The sequence below is a fragment of the Paenibacillus sp. P36 genome (assembly GCF_045866505.1).
GTDB lineage: Bacteria > Bacillota > Bacilli > Paenibacillales > NBRC-103111 > Paenibacillus_E > Paenibacillus_E chondroitinus.
Genome location: NZ_AP038372.1, coordinates 3,194,412 through 3,215,029, shown reverse-complemented (window position 1 = coordinate 3,215,029; position 20,618 = coordinate 3,194,412). Strand labels below are relative to the sequence as shown.

27 protein-coding genes are annotated in these 20,618 nt (G+C 46.2%); 6 read left to right on the top strand and 21 right to left on the bottom strand.

Features of this window, described 5'->3' with window-relative positions:
- Nucleotides 1-47 precede the first annotated feature (47 nt).
- The 12 genes from ACKTT9_RS14175 to ACKTT9_RS14120 all read right to left on the bottom strand — a co-directional run bounded on the left by ACKTT9_RS14175 (nt 48) and on the right by ACKTT9_RS14120 (nt 8,513).
- Nucleotides 48-461, bottom strand: coding sequence for an Asp23/Gls24 family envelope stress response protein (locus ACKTT9_RS14175; RefSeq protein WP_127449647.1), 414 nt, complete (start codon nt 459-461; stop codon nt 48-50).
- Nucleotides 462-544: 83 nt separating this feature from the next.
- Nucleotides 545-1,903, bottom strand: coding sequence for an acetyl-CoA carboxylase biotin carboxylase subunit (gene accC / locus ACKTT9_RS14170; protein ID WP_157319926.1), 1,359 nt, complete (start codon nt 1,901-1,903; stop codon nt 545-547).
- Nucleotides 1,904-1,944: 41 nt separating this feature from the next.
- On the bottom strand, nt 1,945-2,442 hold the full coding sequence (gene accB / locus ACKTT9_RS14165; RefSeq protein WP_127449643.1) for an acetyl-CoA carboxylase biotin carboxyl carrier protein: 498 nt from the start codon (nt 2,440-2,442) through the stop codon (nt 1,945-1,947).
- A 156-nt stretch (nt 2,443-2,598) separates the two neighbouring features.
- Complete coding sequence (locus ACKTT9_RS14160; protein WP_407872092.1) at nt 2,599-3,366, bottom strand: SpoIIIAH-like family protein; 768 nt, start codon at nt 3,364-3,366, stop codon at nt 2,599-2,601.
- A gap of 36 nt (nt 3,367-3,402) precedes the next feature.
- Entirely contained in the window at nt 3,403-4,041 is a 639-nt protein-coding gene (gene spoIIIAG / locus ACKTT9_RS14155; protein WP_127449639.1) for a stage III sporulation protein AG, read from the bottom strand.
- A gap of 4 nt (nt 4,042-4,045) precedes the next feature.
- Nucleotides 4,046-4,768: a stage III sporulation protein AF gene (gene spoIIIAF / locus ACKTT9_RS14150; RefSeq protein ID WP_407872091.1), complete on the bottom strand. Its 723-nt coding sequence runs from the start codon at nt 4,766-4,768 to the stop codon at nt 4,046-4,048.
- Between the two features lie 13 nt (nt 4,769-4,781).
- Nucleotides 4,782-5,981, bottom strand: coding sequence for a stage III sporulation protein AE (gene spoIIIAE, locus ACKTT9_RS14145; protein WP_407872090.1), 1,200 nt, complete (start codon nt 5,979-5,981; stop codon nt 4,782-4,784).
- A gap of 24 nt (nt 5,982-6,005) precedes the next feature.
- Nucleotides 6,006-6,395, bottom strand: a complete 390-nt coding sequence (spoIIIAD, locus tag ACKTT9_RS14140) for a stage III sporulation protein AD (RefSeq protein ID WP_127449633.1) — start codon at nt 6,393-6,395, stop codon at nt 6,006-6,008.
- 10 nt (nt 6,396-6,405) lie between these two features.
- Nucleotides 6,406-6,609 (bottom strand): stage III sporulation protein AC, encoded by a 204-nt coding sequence (spoIIIAC, locus tag ACKTT9_RS14135; protein ID WP_029197158.1) that lies wholly within the window; start codon nt 6,607-6,609, stop codon nt 6,406-6,408.
- Between the two features lie 59 nt (nt 6,610-6,668).
- Complete coding sequence (gene spoIIIAB, locus ACKTT9_RS14130; RefSeq protein ID WP_127449631.1) at nt 6,669-7,187, bottom strand: stage III sporulation protein SpoIIIAB; 519 nt, start codon at nt 7,185-7,187, stop codon at nt 6,669-6,671.
- A 6-nt stretch (nt 7,188-7,193) separates the two neighbouring features.
- Nucleotides 7,194-8,177: a stage III sporulation protein AA gene (gene spoIIIAA / locus ACKTT9_RS14125; protein ID WP_407872089.1), complete on the bottom strand. Its 984-nt coding sequence runs from the start codon at nt 8,175-8,177 to the stop codon at nt 7,194-7,196.
- A gap of 72 nt (nt 8,178-8,249) precedes the next feature.
- Nucleotides 8,250-8,513, bottom strand: a complete 264-nt coding sequence (locus ACKTT9_RS14120) for a YqhV family protein (RefSeq protein WP_407872088.1) — start codon at nt 8,511-8,513, stop codon at nt 8,250-8,252.
- Between the two features lie 354 nt (nt 8,514-8,867).
- Between ACKTT9_RS14120 and ACKTT9_RS14115 the strand changes: the two genes are divergently transcribed.
- From ACKTT9_RS14115 to ACKTT9_RS14105, 3 genes are read left to right on the top strand one after another with little or no spacing between them, the layout of a single operon-like run.
- Complete coding sequence (locus ACKTT9_RS14115; protein ID WP_407872087.1) at nt 8,868-9,671, top strand: phosphosulfolactate synthase; 804 nt, start codon at nt 8,868-8,870, stop codon at nt 9,669-9,671.
- Nucleotides 9,672-9,674: 3 nt separating this feature from the next.
- On the top strand, nt 9,675-10,412 hold the full coding sequence (locus ACKTT9_RS14110; protein WP_157319920.1) for a 2-phosphosulfolactate phosphatase: 738 nt from the start codon (nt 9,675-9,677) through the stop codon (nt 10,410-10,412).
- 57 nt (nt 10,413-10,469) lie between these two features.
- Complete coding sequence (locus ACKTT9_RS14105; protein ID WP_407873038.1) at nt 10,470-10,934, top strand: DUF441 domain-containing protein; 465 nt, start codon at nt 10,470-10,472, stop codon at nt 10,932-10,934.
- A 9-nt stretch (nt 10,935-10,943) separates the two neighbouring features.
- Here the strand turns inward: ACKTT9_RS14105 and ACKTT9_RS14100 are convergent, their stop codons facing one another.
- The 5 genes from ACKTT9_RS14100 to ACKTT9_RS14080 all read right to left on the bottom strand — a co-directional run bounded on the left by ACKTT9_RS14100 (nt 10,944) and on the right by ACKTT9_RS14080 (nt 15,009).
- Nucleotides 10,944-12,200, bottom strand: a complete 1,257-nt coding sequence (locus ACKTT9_RS14100; RefSeq protein ID WP_407872086.1) for an aspartate kinase — start codon at nt 12,198-12,200, stop codon at nt 10,944-10,946.
- 142 nt (nt 12,201-12,342) lie between these two features.
- On the bottom strand, nt 12,343-12,900 hold the full coding sequence (gene efp / locus ACKTT9_RS14095) for an elongation factor P (RefSeq protein WP_181646554.1): 558 nt from the start codon (nt 12,898-12,900) through the stop codon (nt 12,343-12,345).
- A gap of 15 nt (nt 12,901-12,915) precedes the next feature.
- Nucleotides 12,916-13,989: a M24 family metallopeptidase gene (locus ACKTT9_RS14090; protein ID WP_407872085.1), complete on the bottom strand. Its 1,074-nt coding sequence runs from the start codon at nt 13,987-13,989 to the stop codon at nt 12,916-12,918.
- Between the two features lie 19 nt (nt 13,990-14,008).
- Nucleotides 14,009-14,443, bottom strand: coding sequence for a type II 3-dehydroquinate dehydratase (aroQ, locus tag ACKTT9_RS14085; RefSeq protein ID WP_127449615.1), 435 nt, complete (start codon nt 14,441-14,443; stop codon nt 14,009-14,011).
- A 77-nt stretch (nt 14,444-14,520) separates the two neighbouring features.
- Entirely contained in the window at nt 14,521-15,009 is a 489-nt protein-coding gene (locus ACKTT9_RS14080) for a YqhR family membrane protein (protein WP_407872084.1), read from the bottom strand.
- A 152-nt stretch (nt 15,010-15,161) separates the two neighbouring features.
- On the opposite strand from ACKTT9_RS14080, the gene ACKTT9_RS14075 reads away from it, so the two are divergent.
- Nucleotides 15,162-16,106 (top strand): DUF1385 domain-containing protein, encoded by a 945-nt coding sequence (locus ACKTT9_RS14075; protein WP_127449611.1) that lies wholly within the window; start codon nt 15,162-15,164, stop codon nt 16,104-16,106.
- Complete coding sequence (locus ACKTT9_RS14070; protein WP_407872083.1) at nt 16,103-16,363, top strand: hypothetical protein; 261 nt, start codon at nt 16,103-16,105, stop codon at nt 16,361-16,363. Before ACKTT9_RS14075 ends, ACKTT9_RS14070 begins: the two co-directional genes overlap by 4 nt.
- Before the next feature lie 10 nt (nt 16,364-16,373).
- On the opposite strand, the gene ACKTT9_RS14065 is transcribed toward ACKTT9_RS14070, so the two are convergent.
- Both ACKTT9_RS14065 and mntR read right to left on the bottom strand, forming a co-directional pair.
- Nucleotides 16,374-17,342, bottom strand: coding sequence for a patatin-like phospholipase family protein (locus ACKTT9_RS14065; RefSeq protein ID WP_407872082.1), 969 nt, complete (start codon nt 17,340-17,342; stop codon nt 16,374-16,376).
- A 111-nt stretch (nt 17,343-17,453) separates the two neighbouring features.
- Nucleotides 17,454-17,879, bottom strand: coding sequence for a transcriptional regulator MntR (gene mntR / locus ACKTT9_RS14060; RefSeq protein WP_127449606.1), 426 nt, complete (start codon nt 17,877-17,879; stop codon nt 17,454-17,456).
- 163 nt (nt 17,880-18,042) lie between these two features.
- Between mntR and splB the strand changes: the two genes are divergently transcribed.
- Complete coding sequence (gene splB, locus ACKTT9_RS14055) at nt 18,043-19,104, top strand: spore photoproduct lyase (protein WP_407872081.1); 1,062 nt, start codon at nt 18,043-18,045, stop codon at nt 19,102-19,104.
- Here the strand turns inward: splB and ACKTT9_RS14050 are convergent.
- A complete protein-coding gene (locus tag ACKTT9_RS14050; protein WP_127449603.1) occupies nt 19,101-19,814 on the bottom strand; it encodes a cytochrome c biogenesis CcdA family protein in 714 nt (237 codons plus the stop codon). The two genes, splB and ACKTT9_RS14050, sit on opposite strands and share 4 nt — an antisense overlap.
- Nucleotide 19,815: 1 nt before the next feature.
- The gene (locus ACKTT9_RS14045) at nt 19,816-20,616 is read right to left on the bottom strand and encodes a metal ABC transporter permease (protein ID WP_407872080.1); all 801 of its coding nucleotides are present in this window, start codon (nt 20,614-20,616) and stop codon (nt 19,816-19,818) included.
- Nucleotides 20,617-20,618 lie beyond the last annotated feature (2 nt).

Genomic DNA, 20,618 nt, shown 5'->3' with positions numbered 1-20,618 from the left:
ATGCTGTAGGGGGTTTCAATGATCCATATGGATGCAGCAATTCCGCCTTATTTCACTCGACCAGCAGCTGCTGTTTCTTCTTCAACCGGTTTCTCTGCCTGTTTAAAATGAACATCATGAATATGAACATTAACCTCAACGACGCTAAGTCCAGTCATTGATTCGATTGCGTGCTTCACATTCTGTTGAATGGCGCTAGCAACCTCAGGAATGCGATTCCCATATTCGATAATGATGGAGACGTCAATGGCAGCTTCACGTTGTCCGACTTCTACCTTTACGCCTTTGGACAAGTTCTTGCGTCCAAGCAATTCAGCAATGCCGCCAGCAAGTCCACCGCTCATCCCCGCTACTCCTTGCACTTCCACCGTTGCCAAACCGGCAATGATTTCAATAACCTCGGGGGCAATTTGGATGCTGCCCATGTCTGTTTTGACGTAATCCGGAGCGATTGTGCTCATTGTGGCACCTCCTAAGAATTTTTGGATAAGCCATCCTTAATTTATAACTATACCATTTTGCCAAAAATATGACAAATGATTATCTATGAATCTGCATCGTTCACATCGTGCTCTTCCAGGAATTTAATATCATGGTCGCCTTTGATGAACTTCTTGTGTTCAAGCAGCTTCAGATGAAACGGAATCGTTGTGTTAACACCGTCAACGGCAAACTCCGTGAGCGCTCTTTTCATGCGGGCAATCGCTTCATCGCGCGTACTTCCCCAGACGATTAGTTTGGCGATCATAGAATCATAGTGTGGTGGAATCGTATAGCCCGGATAAACGGCACTGTCTACGCGAACCCCGAATCCACCAGGAGGCAAGTAGAATTTCACTTGGCCTGCCGAAGGCATGAAGTTCCGGTTCGGATCTTCCGCATTTACACGGCATTCGATCGCCCAGCCATTGATACGAACATCATCTTGCGAGAAGGATAACGGATTGCCTTCGGCAACGCTAATCATCTCTTGGATAATGTCGATACCGGTAATCATTTCGGTTACGGGATGCTCGACTTGAATTCTCGTATTCATTTCCATGAAGTAGAAATTACCGTCAGGTCCAAGCAAGAACTCCAGTGTTCCTGCACCCGAGTAATTAACAGCCAGAGCTGCGCGAACAGCTGCCTGCCCCATCGCTGCACGCGTTTCAGGCGTCAGGATTGGACAAGGTGCTTCCTCAACGAGTTTCTGTCTACGGCGCTGTACGGAACAATCACGCTCACCCAAGTGAACGACGTTGCCATGTTTGTCCGCTAAAATTTGAATCTCTACATGCTTCATGCCCGTTAAATATTTTTCCAAATAAATACCGGCGTTGCCGAAAGCATTTTGCGCTTCTTGCTGCGCAGCCGTAATTTGGGAGACAAGCGTCTCTTCATTTTCGGCAATACGAATCCCTTTACCTCCGCCGCCGGCTGTCGCCTTAATGATAACCGGATACCCGATATCTCTTGCGATGACGATTGCGTCTTCCACGTTTTCAACCAACCCGTCAGACCCTGGAATGATTGGCACGCGCGCGTCTTTCATCGTTTGCTTGGCAACTGCCTTGTCGCCCATACGGCTAATGGCGTCAGGTGAAGGTCCGATGAACGTAATGTTGCAGCTTTCGCAAATTTCTGCGAAGTCGGCGTTTTCCGCTAAAAATCCATAACCGGGATGAATGGCATCACATTCTGTCAGGGTGGCAACACTCATCAGGTTCGTGAAGTTCAAGTAGCTGTCCTTGGACGCAGTCGGACCAATACAATAGGCTTCGTCAGCAAGTCGCACATGCAGCGCTTCACGATCTGCTTCCGAATATACAGCCACCGTATAAATGCCCAACTCACGGCAAGCTCGGATAATACGAACAGCTATTTCTCCTCGGTTCGCTATTAGGATTTTATGAAATTTCATTAATTTTCCTCCTAAGAGTTTTCCGTTAGCAAAATACTAACTTACTCCGGTCTCACCAAAAATAAAGGTTGTCCGTACTCAACAAGTTGACCGTTTTCAACGAGTACTTCAACGATTTCACCTTTGATTTCGGCTTCAATCTCATTCATCAATTTCATAGCTTCAACGATGCACACAACTGTTTTATCGCCTACTTTTTGACCAACACTTGCGAAAGGAGCAGCGCCAGGAGAAGCAGACTGATAGAAAGTTCCTACCATCGGTGAGACGATCTTATGTAAAGATGAGTCCTCTTGCTTAGCATGTCCAGTAGTCGCAGGTACAGAAGTTTCCAAAGCTGCAGCCGGTGCTGCGTGAGGAACACTTGCTTGACCAATCGGAGCATATGTGTGTTGAACTGGTGCTGTTACGTATACAGGCTCTGATTTATTCGGCTTGCGAATCGACAGGCGAGCACCTTCATTTTCAATTTCAAGTTCTTGTAAAGAGGATTGATCGACGAGTTTGATTAACTCTTTGATTTCACTCAATTTGAACATTCATGTCACTCCTTCAAAGTTGGTGAACCAGTAAAAAATGCGGTTTCATAGCCGCAACGTATGTATTATACCCATAAACGCAAGAAATGGAAAGAGTCCAGTTTTACCTGGACCCTTTCCTGTACCCTCCCTTGCCATGTTGATAGCTCTTTTAAACTATGGACGAACGTATTGAATTTTGATGTTTTCCGGAGCAGCACCAAGCTCTTTGACGACCATATCAACGATAGTAACCCCTTGGCTTTTCTCCAATTTATCGCTTTGAACGGTTACTTTCCATTTGTTGCCTTCTTGATTAACGATGGCTTGAGGAAAGTCTTTCATCAGCACATCTTGCAGATTTTCAACTTTTTCTTGAACATCTGTCAATTTAGATAAATCATTCGTTGCTTTCGCTACCGCTTCAGGTGTTTTTTTCGTGTCAATGATGATTTCCATCAGATCGGAAGAAGCTTTGGCGAAATATTCACTTTGTTTCATTTGTTCATTCGTGAAGTAGTCGCTTGCCGACGTAGTTTTCGCTTGTTCTTCCATTTGTTTCAGCACTTGATCGTCCGTTTTCACATCTGCTTTTGCGTCCGTTTTCACGTCTGTTTTAGCATCAGTTTTCACATCTGTTTTTGCATCTGTTTTAACATCCGTTTTCGCGTCTGTCTTAACGTCTGTTTTTGTTGAATTTTGCGGTGTTGTTGCTTTTGTGTCGACTTTTGTATCTGTGCCAGTAGTTGCTTTTACGTCTGTTTTCGCTGCATTTGCCGTGTCAACCTGAGCCATATCAATCTTCACTTCCTGGCTCTGCTTCGTCGTATCCGTCGATGCCAGATCGAGTTTATTCACATCCTCAGTGAACAAGTAGTACGCGGAGAGCACCACCATCAAGCTAAGCATAGATACGAGCCAAATTGTTTGTCTTTTTGCGTTCATTGTATATTCCTCCTCAATTTTGATTACCTATTGGATTTATTCACCGGTTTTCCGGGGTAAAATGGAGATACGATTCAATGGGACATCAAGCCCGCGCTCAACGGCTTCCGAAATCATTTTCTTCACCGTCAGATTCTCAGCGCCCTTCGCGACAACGATGACCCCTCTGATCTTAGGTTTGATATATTTGAGCACAAGCGGCTTCTGGTCGCCTGACACTTGATAGATAACCACTTCTCCGCTTCGCGTGACCTGGGATATATTCCGAGTCGCCCCGCCATTGTCGCGTTCTGTCGTCATTTGCTGGTTATCATTGTAATTTTTGTCGACGGTCAATTCCTCCGTTGACTCAATGGTGACCAGGACTTCAACATCGCCAACACCAACGATTTTCTGTAAAATATCTTTGAGCTGCGACTGATACGCCAGTTCATATTCGTGAAAGCTCGAGTTTTCCTTGGATGTATTATTGAGAAATGTTTCTTTACTGGGAGGCGGAGAGGCTCTGCCCGCAGTGATGGGATCAACCTCTTTTACAGTCATAAATGCATTCATAATCATCAGCGCCGCTCCCATAAGTCCAATCATGATGACCCATAGGAGTGTGTTCTTACGTTTTGGCCCTCCCGGACCTCCGCCGAATTTGTTCTCCATCCATTGCAGCAATGTTCCCATCGATTCACCTCGCAATCCTTCCATTCCTTTGTTCAACTTGGATATCAATGCGTGCAGGTTCAACCAGCCAATTGCGCGTAATGCCTTGTTTCAGTCTTTCAACCTCCTGCTCGTAAGGTGCTGCAGCCTGGGCAGATGCGGTTGTTTCTTGTTCATTCGCTTTAATCCTTATCGGATCAATAGGCTTGACCGGTTCCATAGCGGCAATACTTTTGGACCCGGCAGCAGGACTTGACTTGCTTTTGACTTCTATATCATCAAGGGTGACCCTGACTTTCGTAATGGAGGGCTTCCCATTATTGTCTATTTGCGCGACGACCTGAACGTCATGAACGGTTAGGTCCGTCTGTTTCTGAATGTCCTCTTTCATCAGTCCGGCCAGTTGGGTCTGGATCATCTGCTGTGATTGCTCTTGGCCCGCAGCCTGAAGTTTTTGGGCATCCTTCGTAATCACATCGAGTGATTTCATCCAGGGACTTCCTCCGCTACCGCTGGCAAGCATCGTCTTTTCGTTTTGCTGCTTTTCGGCTTGGCTAAGCAATTGATCCACATCCCAATCTTTCTGAAATAACTGCAAGACGGGCGTTAAAAGTGTTAGTAGGATGAATAAGCTCATGACGGTTTTTACATAGCGCTGCATGGTGTTGCTGGGGAGCAGAAGATCAACGAAGGTGGCCAGCATGATGACCATGATGACCGTTTTCAGCCATCCGCCTAACCAGTCCATAGCGAATCTCCTTTCACCGCATCATCACCGAGACGTTACTGATCGTAATCATGATCGTTAAAGCCAGAAAGAACATTAAACTCACAGCTGCCAGCGCAGCGAAAACGTAGATCAAGCTTTTGCCAATCGTCTGCAAGCAAGCAATGATCGGGCTGTCTCCCAAGGGCTGCATAACCGCTGCAGACAAGTTGTAGATAAAAGCCAAGGTCAAAATCTTGATCGCCGGGAACGCGCACAGCATGATCAAAATGACAACGCCGACAAGTCCGATCGCATTTTTCACAAGCAAAGACGCGCCTATAACCGTCTCCGTTGCATCGGAGAATAAACGACCTACCACAGGAACAAAGTTGCCTGTGATGTATTTGGCTGTTCGGATGGCTACGCCATCTCGCACCGCACCGGCAGTCCCTTGTATCGAAATCACGCCGAGGAAAACAGTGACGAAAACCCCGAGCATGCTAAGACTGATTGTGCGAAGCAGGTTTGCTAGCTGGGTGACTTTGTATTTCTCACTTAGCGAGCTCACGATGTGCAGAACGGCCGAGAAGAACAATAACGGAAAAACAAAGACATAAATCGCTGTGCCCACCGAGTGAATCATGAAAACGATGAGCGGATGCAAGATGGCTACTGAGGTTACATTTCCCATAGAAGCTAGCAATGTTAGCAGCAGCGGCATGATTGCGATCATGAATTCTATCATCGATGTAATTGCAGTTTTGGCATATCCGATTGCTACGCTGAAGGAATTGATCGCGATAATAATCAAGACCATATAGGTAATCGAGTAGCCGAGCTTGCTTACCGTGTTTCTTTCGAAAGAACTCTGCAGCGTTTCGAGAATCATGCTGAAAATCGTTAGAATCACAATGGAAGCGAGCAGTTTGCCGTTGATGATGATTTCATGGAAAACGTAGCGTAAGAGTCCTTTGAATATGCTTTTCATGCTGACGCCCTTCGTGCCCAGGAGCAGTTCCATGAAGGTTGGCGTCTTGCTTTCGGGGAAGTAGCCGCCATAATCTTTCATGAGCTTATCCCAATATTGCTCGACAGGCTCCGTATTCAGATGTTCTGCTTGCTCCTTGATGATGGCGTCTGTCGGTGATTCTGCGGTCGAGAAGTTCGACATGCCAAGCCACAAAGCCATTGTCATGATGAACAAGATGATCCAGCGGTTGTTCAGCTTCTGGTGCGAATAAAGCAGGTTCATTTGAGTCACTCCTAAATGGATCATCTAAGCAGGGAGCAGCTTAACGACAGTCTCGATGATGACGGTAATGATCGGAATCGCCATTACCATAATGAGCACTTTCCCAGAGAGTTCGATCTTGGAGGCGATGGATTCTTGTCCGGCATCGCGCACAATTTGTGCGCCGAACTCAGCAATGTAGGCAACTCCGATGATTTTCAGGATCGTTTTAAGAAACACCATATTGATATTTGATTTTTGCGCTAAATCTTCAAGCACCTGGATGACACTGGAGATTTTGCCGATCAGAAACAAGAAAATCATGATGCCTGTAAAGGCCGCCAGCAAGAACGCAAACATGGGTTTCTGCTCCTTGATGATGAGCGTTAGTATCGTAACGATGAGCCCCAGGCCTACAATCTGGATGATTTCCATACGGCGCACCTCATTGGAATAAGAAGATCGTTTTGATTTCTTTAAACAAATGATCGAGCATGCTGACAACCATGAAGAGCACGACCACGAAGCCAATGACCGTGACCCAGTGTGCCATATCCTCTTTCCCCATCTGCTTGAGCACCGAATGGATCATCGCGATGATGATGCCGATGCCGGCAATCTGGAAAATGGCATTCACATCTACGTTCATTCCAGGCACCTCACTCTGTTGACAAGGAACTTCTGCATAGGGTAAGTTCCTCGCTTCCCTTAATACATCAAAATTACGATTAGTGCTCCGATAAGGACACCCAGGCTTTTCCACATTTTCTCGTAACGGCGTTGATCTTCTCTAGACTCGGTCTCTTCTGCCTGAAGCTGTGAAATAGCTAGCCGCAAATGCTTGATTTGATCACTGCGATCCGTCACGCCTAGTACAGACCCAAGCTGCAGTACAACCTCCTGCTCGGCTTGCTTCATCGATGTTCTTCCCCATACATCCTTAACGCTTCTATGCCAAATGTCACGAGTCGATGTCCCGTCGCTCGCTAGCAACCGCTCCGATGTTAATCGAAACAAGGAGGACAGCGGTTCAGCAACTTGTTTGCCAAGAGAGGAGAAGGCTTCGGGCAGTGGTGTAACTGCGTATGTGATTTCTGTTTCCATGCGTCCCAGCGCCGAAATTAGCATCCGAATTTGTTTAGGTCGCCTAACGTAGTGAGCGGCTTGCAGAAAACCATACAAGGTGGCGGCACTGATAATGAGCACCCCGCCAACGAATTTCAGCATCTTTCATCATCCTTTACGTGCAGGATAGTGTTCCAATGGCTTACCCGACCGATCCAGTATGCGATAGGCAGCAGGCTCGCCTTTTCTTCGATGCAGGATGACATATCTCGTAAATACACCCTCTTCCAAAAGCTGCTTCAGAACAGGTCTCATTCGCACATCCTCATAATCGGCACCGTGCGCGGTTGCAACGACGCGAATCCCCGTATGGACAGCCTCGTGGATCGCTCCTGCATCTTCTGGCCGACCGATTTCATCGACGACCAGCACATCAGGCGATAAGGATCGAATCATCATCATCATGCCCTCCGCTTTTGGGCAGCCGTCCATGACGTCTGTTCTCGGTCCGAGATCGAATCTGGGCACTCCTCTGACACAAGCCGCCAATTCCGAGCGTTCATCGACTACGCCTACCTTCTTGCCTGTCGTCCCCAGGCTGTTCACGCCCCACTCACCGCGGCTGATGAGCCTGGCCACGTCACGAACCAGGGTTGTCTTCCCTTGCTGCGGCGGCGAGATCACGAGCGTGTGATGGACACTTCTCCGAATCGGGTCGAAGAGATGCGGCAGCACTTGCCTGCCTAGCCCTTGAATCTCACGAGCAATCCGGATGTTAAATGAGCTAACATCGCGAATCTGCTTAACATCCCCTTGATCTAACACCGTGCGCCCGGCTAGTCCGACGCGATGGCCTCCGGCTATGGTGATATATCCTCTCCGCAGTTCTTCTTCATGGGTGTACATAGAATGGTTCGTCAGCATCTCAAGCAAGGTCAGGCAATCTTGTCGGGTTGGCTTGTACGCCCGATCTTCCCCAGTCACCAATTGGCCTCTCTCATCAACGAAAGCGTACCCGTCCCCCCAGATCAGCTCGAAGGGGCGCGATTCTCTCACCCTGATTTCCTCAACGCTAGCTTGTACGTCCGGCGGCAAAGATGAGAGTAGAATCCGAAGCGTTTGAGGAAGAATGTGCATGATCGTGTCGTGCATAGCGAAACATCCCTCCAAGTTGTCCAGTCTTCTATATTCATTTCTATGCTTGATAGAAAGAAATATGACCGATTACTTTTTTATAATACCAATGAATAGACAGCTTACTCCCGCAATCACCCAGAGCATCTTCCCATAGGAAAGCTTCTCTGCTATCCCTACCAAACCTATCGTCGTAGTAGCTAGTAGTACTAGAGGACCTACTAGAGCAAGCGTAGAGTTTACTAGCAGCGCTTTCTCCACAGTCGCCAGTCTCAGCATCACGATCGCTGCTATGATCTCTATGCTCCCTGACATCAGCCTCAGCGACGCCATAGCTAGGACAATTTTGTTCATGTTTTCTTCTCCTTTCGTAAAAAGAACAGCTCTTTTGAACCGCACTGCACCAAAGTAGCTCGCGGAGCATTGATATAAAAGGCCGGAAGAGCGACTTTTGTAAAACTGTTCCTACCGCATAAGAACCTATCTAATAAATGGAACAGTTTTACAATGGAGCCTGGAGGTTTTTATATCAATGCGAAGCACGCCAGCGTAACTCTAACGCTCAGCAAAGTTCAACGGCAGCACACTCTTTTTACCCTACCTTATGCGGGCTCGTCTGATTTTAGGCATAGTGGGCACCACCATTTGCCCAGATGCATATGCTGTACACATAATTGAACCTTCGAAGGACAGTGAGGAGAAATACCGATGGAAGTTACCTCTTATTTGAACTGGAATCCCGTTCTGGCCGACCCCACAGGACAAAGGCAGGCCAAACCCAGAACGCTGGGTAAAACTATGGTAATGGATAAAGGCTTAGGGCCAAATGCATTTGAAGATTTGCTTACCGCGGGCAGCAGTCATGTGGATATGATCAAACTCGGCTTCGGCACATCTCCTCTATATCCGCAGCATGTGCTGAAAAGCAAAATTAACGCCGCCAAAGAAAATGGCATTTGCATCTATCCGGGAGGCACCTTTCTCGAAGTTGCGATCACACAGCACGCAGTGGCTTCCTATTTCGATATGATTGTCGCACTCGGATTTAACGGTGTTGAAATATCCAATGGCACCATTGATTTCGACCGTAAGCTTAGAAATGAGTTGATCGCGCGCGGGCTAGACGAAGGACTAGAGGTTGTTACCGAATATGGTAAAAAGGGCTGGGGTTCTGCCATCGAATTAGAGGAATTAATCGAGACCGTTATGTTAGACACCGAATTCGGAGCTTCCCTAGTCACGATTGAAGCTCGTGAATCCGGGATGGGTGTCGGGATTTTTGATTCACAGGGAAAATGTAAGGATGAGGAAGTCGGGCAAGTGCTCTCCGCCGTTCCCGGACAGAGGCTTCTGTGGGAGGCTCCGCTCAAAAGTCAACAGGTGCACTTGATTAGCATGCTTGGAGCAGATATCCACTTGGGCAATATCTCACCGGATGAGCTTATTGCTTTGGAAGCATTGCGCAGAGGATTGCGTTCCGATACGTTGTCCTTAGGTACCAGAAAGGAATAAAAGATGCATATCGAGGTTGTCGCCAACATCGGCGAAGCAAGAAGTGACGATTTTCTTCATAAAACCGTCATCGTCGTTGATGTTATCCGTGCAACTAGCACGATCATCACCGCATTGATTAACGGATGCAAAGCCATCGTTCCAGTGGATACCGTTCTGAGGGCCAAAGAACTGCAGCAAGAGGGTGATCTGCTTGGAGGGGAACGCTTTTGCAAGAAAATTCCTGGTTTCGATTTCGGTAATTCACCATTGGAATATACCAAGGAAGCTGTACAGGGCAAACGTGTGATCCTGACGACAACGAATGGCACTAGAGGCATTCAAAAAGCGATAAAAGCCGATCAAGTGCTGGCAGGTTCTTTTTTAAATAGTAAAGCTTGCGCAGCGGCCGCGATTGCCTTCAAGAGGGACACTGTTATTTTGTGCGCAGGGACACAAGACGTCTTCTCCCTAGAGGATGGACTTTGTGCTGGGCATATTCTTGAGGAGCTAAACCTGGCTCTAGGCGAGAAACAGATAGCAACCAATGATTTCGGCTTAGCTATGCGAGGATGTTTTTTGCAAGCCCAAAAAACCTTATACGATACACTGCTGTCTTCCACGAATGGAAAAAAAATGTGCAAGTCCGGTTTTCAGGCGGATATTGAAGCCTGTGCCAAAACAAATATCACGGATCAAGTGCCGGTCCTTGAACGTGATCAAATGGTGCTGCTGGGGACTTCAGGGCGTCCTGCGTTCTAAATACAAGCCCCTCTCATAAACTAAGATGGAAAGTTATGAGGGTGAGGGGTTTTGATGATGAATGGCAATATAATCTTAGTTACACTCATTGTTATTGGACTCATAGGCCGTTCTCCGATTATTACAACTGCTTCTTGCATGCTGCTTGCCTTGAAACTGGTCGGGTTAATGCGGTTTTTCCCCACAATGGAGCGTAGAGGCTTGGAGCTGGGATTGCTATTTCTGACCATTGGCGTCCTTGTGCCATTTGCGAGTGAACGAATCTCGATGAAGGACATCATGTCGGTATTTACCTCTTGGCCGGGAATCATTGCTCTACTTGGGGGAGCGATTGCAACGTATATGAACGGAAAAGGGTTGGAGCTATTAAAAATAGACCCACAATTAATTGTGGGTCTTGTCATTGGTTCCATTTTTGGCATTATCTTTTTGCGGGGGATTCCGGTCGGCCCTTTGATGGCAGCCGGAATCACAGCTTTTTTATTAAAAGTCGCTTATTTTATATCCGATAAATTCAGTTGAGAACTGGGATTATCTGCGATCTTGCGGTCCGCCAACGAAGGCTTGCTCCGTTGTGTCCAAGCCGTAAGCCGTGTGCAGAGATTGGATCACTTCCGTCAAGTTCGAGTTCTCGATGACGCAAGAGACTTTAATCTCGGACGTGCTGACCAACGAGATGGAGATGCCGAGGTCAGAAATTACTTTAAACATCGTAGCAGCAACCCCAGGCGTACTAACCATGCCGGCGCCAACGATGGATACTTTCACCATGTTCACTTCGGAAGTTACTTCACGGAAGCCGATTTCACCGCGGATGGATTCAATCGCATCCAAAGCTTTTTCGCGGTCAGCAAGCGTCGTTGTGAATGAGAAATCCGCTGATCCATTGAGTACACCGCTTTGTACAATGATATCTACATCGACTTGAACCTCGGCAAGCGCCATGAATACTTTTGCCAGTTGGCCCGGTTTCTCGGGTACACCTAGAATACTAACTCTTGCCACATTCTTGTCATAGGCGATGCCACGGACAACGATTCCTTGCTCCATCACTGCTTCCTCCTTCACGTTGGTACCTTCATTGTTAGTAAAGCTGGAACGTACCACCAAGGTAACGTTATAGTTTTTGGCATATTCCACTGCTCTTGGATGAAGTACAGCAGCTCCCAAATTCGCAAGCTCCAGCATCTCATCGTAAGAAATTTCATTCAGTTTTCTCGCTACTTTCACAATGCGCGGATCCGTTGAGTAAATACCATCTACGTCGGTATAAATCTCACAAAGATCTGCTTTGATTGCAGCAGCAAGAGCAACGGCTGTCGTATCGGAACCGCCGCGGCCAAGCGTCGTAATCTCTCCGGCTTCCGTCATACCTTGGAAACCGGCTACAATCACGACATTGCCTTGTTCGAGCGCATTCAGAACGCGCGCTGGCTGAATATCCGTGATTCTCGCTTTTGCGTGTACATCTTCCGTGAAAATCCCGCTCTGCCAACCGGTATAAGAAACCGCTTGTTCCCCTAAACTATGTATCGCCATCGATAAGAGGGCTACAGAAACCTGCTCTCCTGTCGTTAAGAGCATATCCATTTCACGAGCCGGTGGGGCTCCATCGTAAATTTGCTTAGACAGGTCGATAAGATCGTCCGTTGTATCTCCCATCGCAGATACGACAACAACGCAGCTGTGACCTGCTTGCTTTCGCTCAACGATTCTTTTTGCAACACGTTTCATTCGCTCCGCATCACCGACAGAGCTTCCGCCAAATTTCATCACTATTAGAGACAAAGCTGACCCACTCCTAACGCATACTAGTGCATAACAATTCAATATTATAGCATAAAATGTAGTTTTGTGTGAAAATTTGCACACACAAAATAAAAAAACTCTCTGACTTGTCAAAAGTCAGAGAGGCTTGTCCTAGTTGAAACTAGGCACGGGAGATATAACGGCCATCTTCGGTATCAACTGTAAGCACGTCGCCTTCGTTGATGAACAGTGGAACTTGAACAACAAGGCCAGTTTCCACTTTTGCACCTTTAAGCGCGCCTTGAGCTGTATTTCCTTTAACGCCCGGCTCTGTTTCTACAACTTTCAAGTCAACGCTTTTCGGCAGATTGATCCCAAGAATTTCACCTTGGTAGCTCAAAATTTTGATGTTCATGTTCTCAAGAAGGAAGTTCAATTCCCATTTCAATTGCTCGCGGGAAAGGCTGAATTGATCAAACGTTTCCGTATCCATGAACGTGAACTCGTCGCCGCTTGCATACAGGTACTGCATTTCGCGGTTATCGATGTGTGCACGGCCTACGTTCTCGCCCGCACGGAAAGTACGCTCAACCGTGTTGCCGTTGCGCAGGTTTTTCAGCTTGGAGCGCACGAATGCAGCACCTTTACCTGGTTTAACGTGTTGGAAATCTAGAACTGTAAAAATATCGTGTTCTACTTCAATGGTAAGACCTGTTTTGAAATCATTTACTGATATCACTTGTGAATCCCTCCGCTAGTCAATAATAAGAAAATCTTTTGTAGAGCTTGTAAGTATTTTAATGCCGGTGTCAGTAATTACTGCGTCATCCTCAATTCGAACTCCCCCAAAACCAGGAAGATAAATGCCAGGTTCCACCGTAACCACCATACCAGGAGTTAAAATTGTATCCTCGGTTTTCGCCAAGCGCGGAGACTCATGAACCTCCATGCCTAAACCATGTCCGGTACTGTGACCGAAGTAATCGCCATAGCCATGCTTCACGATAACATCTCGTGCATAAGCGTCGCCTTCTCTGCCCGTAATCCCCGGCTTGAGATTGGCTAAACAGTTGAGTTGAGCTTCCAGCACAATATCATAAATTTCTTTATGCTTGTCCGTTGGCTTTCCTAGCATAACCGTTCTTGTGATGTCAGAGCAATACCCTTTATAATACGCTCCAAAATCTAATTTGACAAATTCGTTTATTTGGAGCACGCGATCGCTTGCTTTGCCGTGCGGCAGAGCGGAGCGTTCGCCAGAAGCAACAATCGTTTCGAACGAAGTCGAGGTGCCGCCATTTTTGCGGATAAACATTTCAATTTCAAGCGCAATATCGAGTTCTTTCACGCCTGGCTTGATATAGGACAAAATGTGTGAAAAGGTTTGGTCAGCCAAATCTGCTGCTTCCTGCATCACTTGCAATTCTACATCGTCTTTGACCATTCGGATGCCCTCGACGAGTTTCGCTGTCGGCAAAAGCTCAATCCCTGGTAAAGCTGCTTGATAACCCAGGAAGTCACCATAGGACACATCCCCTTGCTCGAAGGCAAGTTGTGTAATTCCTTGTTGATTCAATAGTCCCTTAACTGTTTCCATCACTTTAGCTTGATGCTCAACCACTTCAAAAAGCTTCGCTTGTTGAGGGGCTTGCGTCATATAACGGAAATCTGTCAAAAGAATTGCTCGATCTAACGTTATAAGAACATAGCCGGAAGAACCGGTGAAGCCAGATACATATGTACGGTTATAGGCATTCGTGATGAGTACAGCCGGTAAATTTTGCTCTTGCATAACCTTGCGAAGACGTTCAATACGTTTCTCCTGCATCGAAATCACCACTCCTTCTTTACTGCATATGGGATAGAAGTGCTCTCAAACCCAGCTCATAGCTCTGCACGCCAAATCCGCTAATCTGACCGATAACAACTGGCGCGGTGACCGAGTGATGACGAAACTCCTCGCGCTTATGAATGTTCGATAGATGAACTTCAACGGTAGGCAATTGAACGGAAGACAACGCATCGCGAATGGCGTAGCTATAATGCGTAAATGCGCCAGGGTTAATGAGAATGCCGTCTTTCGTGCCAAAGGCTTCATGAATTTTATCAATAATATCGCCTTCATGATTCGATTGGAAGCTCTCAATCTCAACTGAAAGCACTTCGGCTAATTCAGTCAAGCCTTGAATAATGACGGGTAGGGAAACCGTTCCGTACACACCAGGTTCACGTATGCCCAGCATATTCAAGTTGGGCCCGTTAATCACCAGAACCTTTTTCAACAGGAATCACTCCCCAGGATTTTTCAGTTGCACAGACTTGATCCGCCTATTTAACCTTTGATATTTTACCATAACTTTCATGTCTTGTGTATAGGTTGTCTTGTTCTTGTATCTGTGTACTCGATCGCGATGGAATATCCAATAAACATTCCCCACACCAGGAACAAACATAGATCCGTCAGAATGCTGTTGAGGTCCAGATCCGTAATCCAGTATGTCATTCCCGCCAATGGACCGATCAACAAATAGATCGCCGCCCACCAGAGCGCCCCATACCCAATTCCCCACCAGGCAGATTGCAGCTTCCACATTGTAACCATATAGATGAAGGCCGCGATGATGGAAAACACCGTAAAAAAGCCCCAGCCAACGAGTACCCCCTGCCAAGTCAGCAGAAAATCATGTTTGAAAAAAGGCTCTACAAGAAAACCCACCACAATGTTGGTAAATTTAAAATAGTGTTCAATTATTTTCATTGCTCCCCAAATGAGGCCAGCGAAAAAGCCAATGTATAAGACGAAAAGCCAACGATTTGTTTTCATTTCCCCCACATTTTTCTCATTCATTAGTCGTTCTCTTCCTTTCTCTACAGAGATTGCACGTCAATCACAGGTAAGAATAGTATGTTCTACCGTTATCGGTAGCATTCAAACCGTGAATCCGTTACAATAGGAAAGTACGAAAAACCGAATTCGAGAAGGATAAGAAGGTGGATCTCATGGCAGAACAAAACAGTATATACGGAGGACAAGCCGTCATTGAGGGCGTCATGTTCGCAGGAAAAAATGTGCATGTAACCGCCGTGCGCAAGAAAGATGGCTCACTTGATTTCTTGGAAGTCCCTAGGAAAGATATCCCCTGGGTACAATCGCTCAAGAAGATCCCATTGATCAGAGGGATCGTCGGCATTATAGAATCCAGCGCCAAAGGTGCTCAGCATCTTAATTTCTCAGCGGAATCCTTCGCTGAACAAGAAGGCGAGGACAAGTCCTCAGCCAATAAAGATGAGAAGCCTGGCTTTTTCTCAAATATTTCGATGATCCTCGGTGTAGCGGTTGTAGGTGTGATCTCGTTCCTTTTTGGGAAATTCGTGTTCACCCTAGTCCCGGCAATCATTGAACAGTTTTTGTTTGGGAATGTATTTAGCAATCAAATTCTTCATAACCTTATAGAAGGTGTTATCAAGATTATTTTGCTTGTCGGATATATCTACTTCATATCCTTAACACCTATGATTCGCAGACTTTTCCAATATCATGGAGCTGAGCATAAAGTCATCAGCGCCTATGAAGCAGGCGTCGAGTTAACCGTCAGCAATGTACAGAAATTCAACACGCTGCATTATCGTTGCGGCAGCAGTTTCATTGTTTTTACCGTTTTGATCGGCGTCGTTATCTACTCATTCCTTCACTATGATGGATATGTAGAGCGTATCTTGCAGCGTTTAGTGCTGCTACCTGTTGTAATCGGGGTTTCTTATGAAGTGCTAAGATTTACGAACTCCCTTCGTGAAGTGCCGGTTCTCCGCTACCTGGGGTATCCGGGACTATGGCTCCAACTGTTGACAACCAAAGAACCTGAAGACAGCCAGGTTGAGGTGTCCATCGCTTCTTTTAACCGGATGCGTGAAGCAGAAAAAAGAATAATGGAGGGACGGGTATGAGGAGAAGATTTTCGCCGGTCGAGATCGCTATCGGTGTTTTGATTGCGATTGGATTGTTGGTAAGTTTGCGAACTTTATTCATTCCGATTCTCGTATTAGGGCTTATATTTCTTCTATACAAATTCCCACCGTCTCGTTGGAAAAAACCTTCCTATGGCAGCCGAGGCTCATCTAAGCCAAAAAGGAAAACCGCAAAATTTCGTGTCATCAACGGAACGAAAGATTCAGACTCGGATGATTATCCAAAATATCATTAAGCCTTGAGCTTCACTTGGATGGTATGCGAAGTACGTATTTCTCATAATTCTCTTCGTAGGTTTTGGCGGTCCATTTAGTAAAGTAGTCATTGGTCGCTTGATATCCGGAATCGTACAGGGACAAACTCAATTCTTTAGACAAATTGAATTGTGTATTCCCCACACCGAGCGTTGGAATTTTGACCGTACGGAACCGGTTTTTCATCTCAATGTATCGCTCATCATGTGCACTCAGCATCGTCCCGAACAAAGCCTCAAGCATCGTAATCGGTCCTCTAATGGTGTGTGTGGGCGTCTCACTTTTACCGACCAATTGAAACCCGATAACGGGAATGATTTCTTCACGATCGGTATCCTGGTCGAACACCCACAAGGGATAGTTGCTCAACAACCCACCATCAACGATATAGTAAAACTGCTCTGCGAATGGCGCCGCCTTCGCAGAGCTTTTTATTTTCCGGCGAATCATGACCGGATCAAAAAAATAGGGGATGCTCGTGCTCATCCGCACCGCTTTGGCGATTGAAAACTTCCGCGGATCAATCCCATACTGCGCAATATCCGCAGGCAAAATTAGCAGCTTGCCTTGCGTAATATCGGATGCGATAATTCGCAGCTGATTGGGCTTGAGATCTCCGAAATTGCGGATGCCCTTGGCAGCAAGCAGCCCCGACACCCACTGCTCTAACGCTTCGCCGGAGTAGAGGCCTTTCTTGATCAACAGCCGCGCCGCCGGGCCGATGATTTTGGCATTAAAAATCGGTGATCGCTGCATAAACGATTTAAAAGGAGTCCTGAGGATGATTTCTCTCATCTCTTCTCCGGTATAACCAGATGACAATAAAGCCGCTACAATCGATCCAGAGCTTGTACCTGCGACTTGATGGAACACATGCCCCTGCTCCATTGCTGCAGTGACGCCGCCGGCAAGCGCGATCCCCTTAACGCCGCCGCCTTCGAACACGCCATTGATTAACATTCGACACCCCTCCCCGAAATCAAACAAAAGGGCTTACTTTGTTATGTATGCGGGGGCAGTTTGTTTCTATGCACAATAAAAAGGCAGAGCGCCGCGCGTTGCGGCCTCTGCCTAGTTATCAGCTTCTAATTCTTTACGAACATTCAAGAGTTCATCTGTCCGACCTGGATCTCTGCGGAAATATTCGACCAAAGTCTCGATACATGTGATGGAATCCCAGCTTAAGTGATGCTCGATTCCCTCAACATCCTTATATATATTGTCCTCTTGGACGCCAATGATTGTTAAGAAATTTTCGAGCAGTTGATGACGTTCAACTAGTCGCTTGCCCATTTTCTTACCTTTTGGAGTTAACATAAGTCCGCGGTACTTCTCATAGATCAGATAATTGTCTTTGTCCAGCTTTTGAATCATTTTCGTCACGGAGGAGGGATGCACTTCAAGCCCTTCAGCAATGTCGGAGACACGAGCGTAACCTTTCTCGTCTATGAGTTTATATATTCTCTCCAGATAGTCTTCCATGCTAGGCGTAGCCATTGCTTTATTTCCCCCTGCTTTCCTTTATTTCCTGCCACTTGCTTACCTATCATAATCCATCAACCTAGATGCGGTCAAATATCCCATGGTTCATCCACGCTGTTCTCTGGCAAACTAAATGTCAGGAACGAACTTCATCCCGGCTGATTGAAAGGAGAATCGCATGTCAACAGAATTGCTTAGTAGACCCGTACCTAACACAGCTGTCTTCGTACCAGAGCTTGTTTATTTTGAACCGGATGCCATGAATTATACCAAGGGCAAGATGATCTATGAGTGGGCCAAGCAGCAAGGGTTAGAGATTCATATGACAACCTCGCATAATCAAATACGCGATCTTCCGGGTGATACCGAACTCGAAAAATATCGTATAGCCAAACGAACTTTGGTTGTCGGCATACGCAAAACACTTAAATTCGACACTTCAAAACCTTCTGCCGAATATGCGATTCCAATCGCTACTGGCTGTATGGGACACTGCCATTACTGCTATCTCCAAACTACTTTAGGGGCGAAGCCTTACATTCGTATTTACGTCAATATCGACGATATTCTAGGCGCCGCTCAAAAATATATCGATGAACGGGTACCCGAAATTACCCGTTTTGAAGCTGCCTGTACCTCGGACCCTGTAGGTTTGGAGCATATTTCAGGCTCGTTAAAGCAGCTTATCGAATTCATGGGACAGCAAGAGCATGGTCGATTACGGTTTGTCACCAAATACCACCATGTAGAGCCCCTATTAGATGCCAAACATAATAAGCATACCCGTTTTCGCTTTAGTGTGAATGCCGATTATGTCATTAAAAACTTCGAACCGGGTACTTCCAAATTTCACGAAAGAATCGAAGCTGCCGGAAAAGTGGCCAAAGCCGGGTATCCGCTCGGCTTCATTATTGCCCCCATCATTTGGCACGAAGGTTGGGAAGAAGGTTATACTACCCTTTTGGAACGGCTTCACCAAGAACTCCCAACAGAAGCCACGATAGATTTAACCTTTGAAATGATTCAACATCGATTTACCAGAACGGCCAAAAACGTCATTGAAAAACGATATCCCAAAACAAAGCTTGAGATGGATGAAGAAAAACGAAAATACAAATGGGGCCGCTGGGGACAAGGCAAATACGTATATCCAGATGAGCAAGCAAACGCGCTAAGGGAATTTATCACAGAACAAATCTTTGATAAATTCCCTCAAGCCAAAATTGAGTATTTTACTTAAAACTTCAACCAATCCGGGGTTATGGTGTTTAACCAAAGTGTGATCTGCGTCATTTTACCTGTATAAAGTAAAACCGCAATCACCACCATTAAACCCCCTCCAATTTTCATAATGAGGTTGGAATAACGCAAAATCCATTTGGTTGAACCGATAAAAAAGGAGAGGACAAAAAACGGAATAGCGAATCCTAACGAGTAGGCGGTTGTTAGCTGAAACCACGTGCCAGGCTCTGTAGTTGCCAAAGCGAGAATCGCCGACAAGATGGGTCCTACACAAGGAGACCATCCTGCAGCAAACCCCATTCCTACTAACACCGAACCAAGATATCCCGCGGGACGGAACTTGATTTGCAGCTTGCGTTCTTTCATCAACCACTGCGGTTGGAAAACGCCAAGCAAAAACAATCCCATGATAAAAATCAGTAACGCTGCAATTTGCCGAAGCAAATCTCGATAATCAATGAAAAAATTACCTAAAAATCCTGCCGTTAAGCCAAGCGCATAAAAAATGATAGAAAACCCGACGATAAAACTTAACGTATGCAGCATGGTTTGTCTGCGCACCTGTGAGGATGTCTCACCTGATTTCAATTCACTTACCGAGATTCCTGTTATGTAGGAAAGATAAGAAGGATATAATGGCAAACAGCATGGCGAAATGAAGGATGCGATCCCCGCCCATAAAGCAATCCATAAATTCACAGAGTCCATGTTAAATCCTCAATCCTCTTTTTAAAATGATCCCGATCAACATAGCAATGAGTGTAAGCACAACCGTTCCGCCTGGAGCTAGATCCCAAACGCCAGCAACAACCAGCCCAATGACAACCGCAATTTCTGAAAAAATAACAGCCAAAATAACGGAGTGTTTAAAGCTTCTTGCGATTAGCAAACTACATGCGACTGGAATCGTGAGCAAAGACGAAACAAGCAGTGCGCCTACAATCTTGATGGCAACCGAAATAACGAGTGCAGTAAGCATTGTAATCATCATATTATAATATTTAAGCGGAAGTCCACTTACGCTAGCGGCATCCTCATCAAAAAACATGAGAAAGAACTCTTTAAAGTGAACAGCAATGACTCCGACAACAAGCACAGATACCCCGAGAACAACCCATAGATCTTGCCGATCCAGCGTATAGATGCTTCCGAACAGATAGCTCATGACATTCATATTAAAGCCTTTGCCCAGCGTAAAAAGAATCGTAGCCAGAGCGACGCCGCCTGACATGATAATGGCGATGGAGAGCTCTGCATAGGTTTTGTATGCTTTGCGCAGACGTTCAATTGCGAACGAAGCTAACAAGGCGAAAATAAGCCCAACGCCCAAAGGGTACACGTTAATAAGAAATCCCAGGGCGACCCCCGCAATGGAAACGTGAGCGAGCGTATCTCCGATCATCGACAATCGCCGAAGGACAAGAAAAACGCCCATTAATGGCGCAGTCAGCCCGATCAATATACCGCCAATTAAAGCGCGTTGAAAAAAATACTCCGAGAATATGTCCAAAA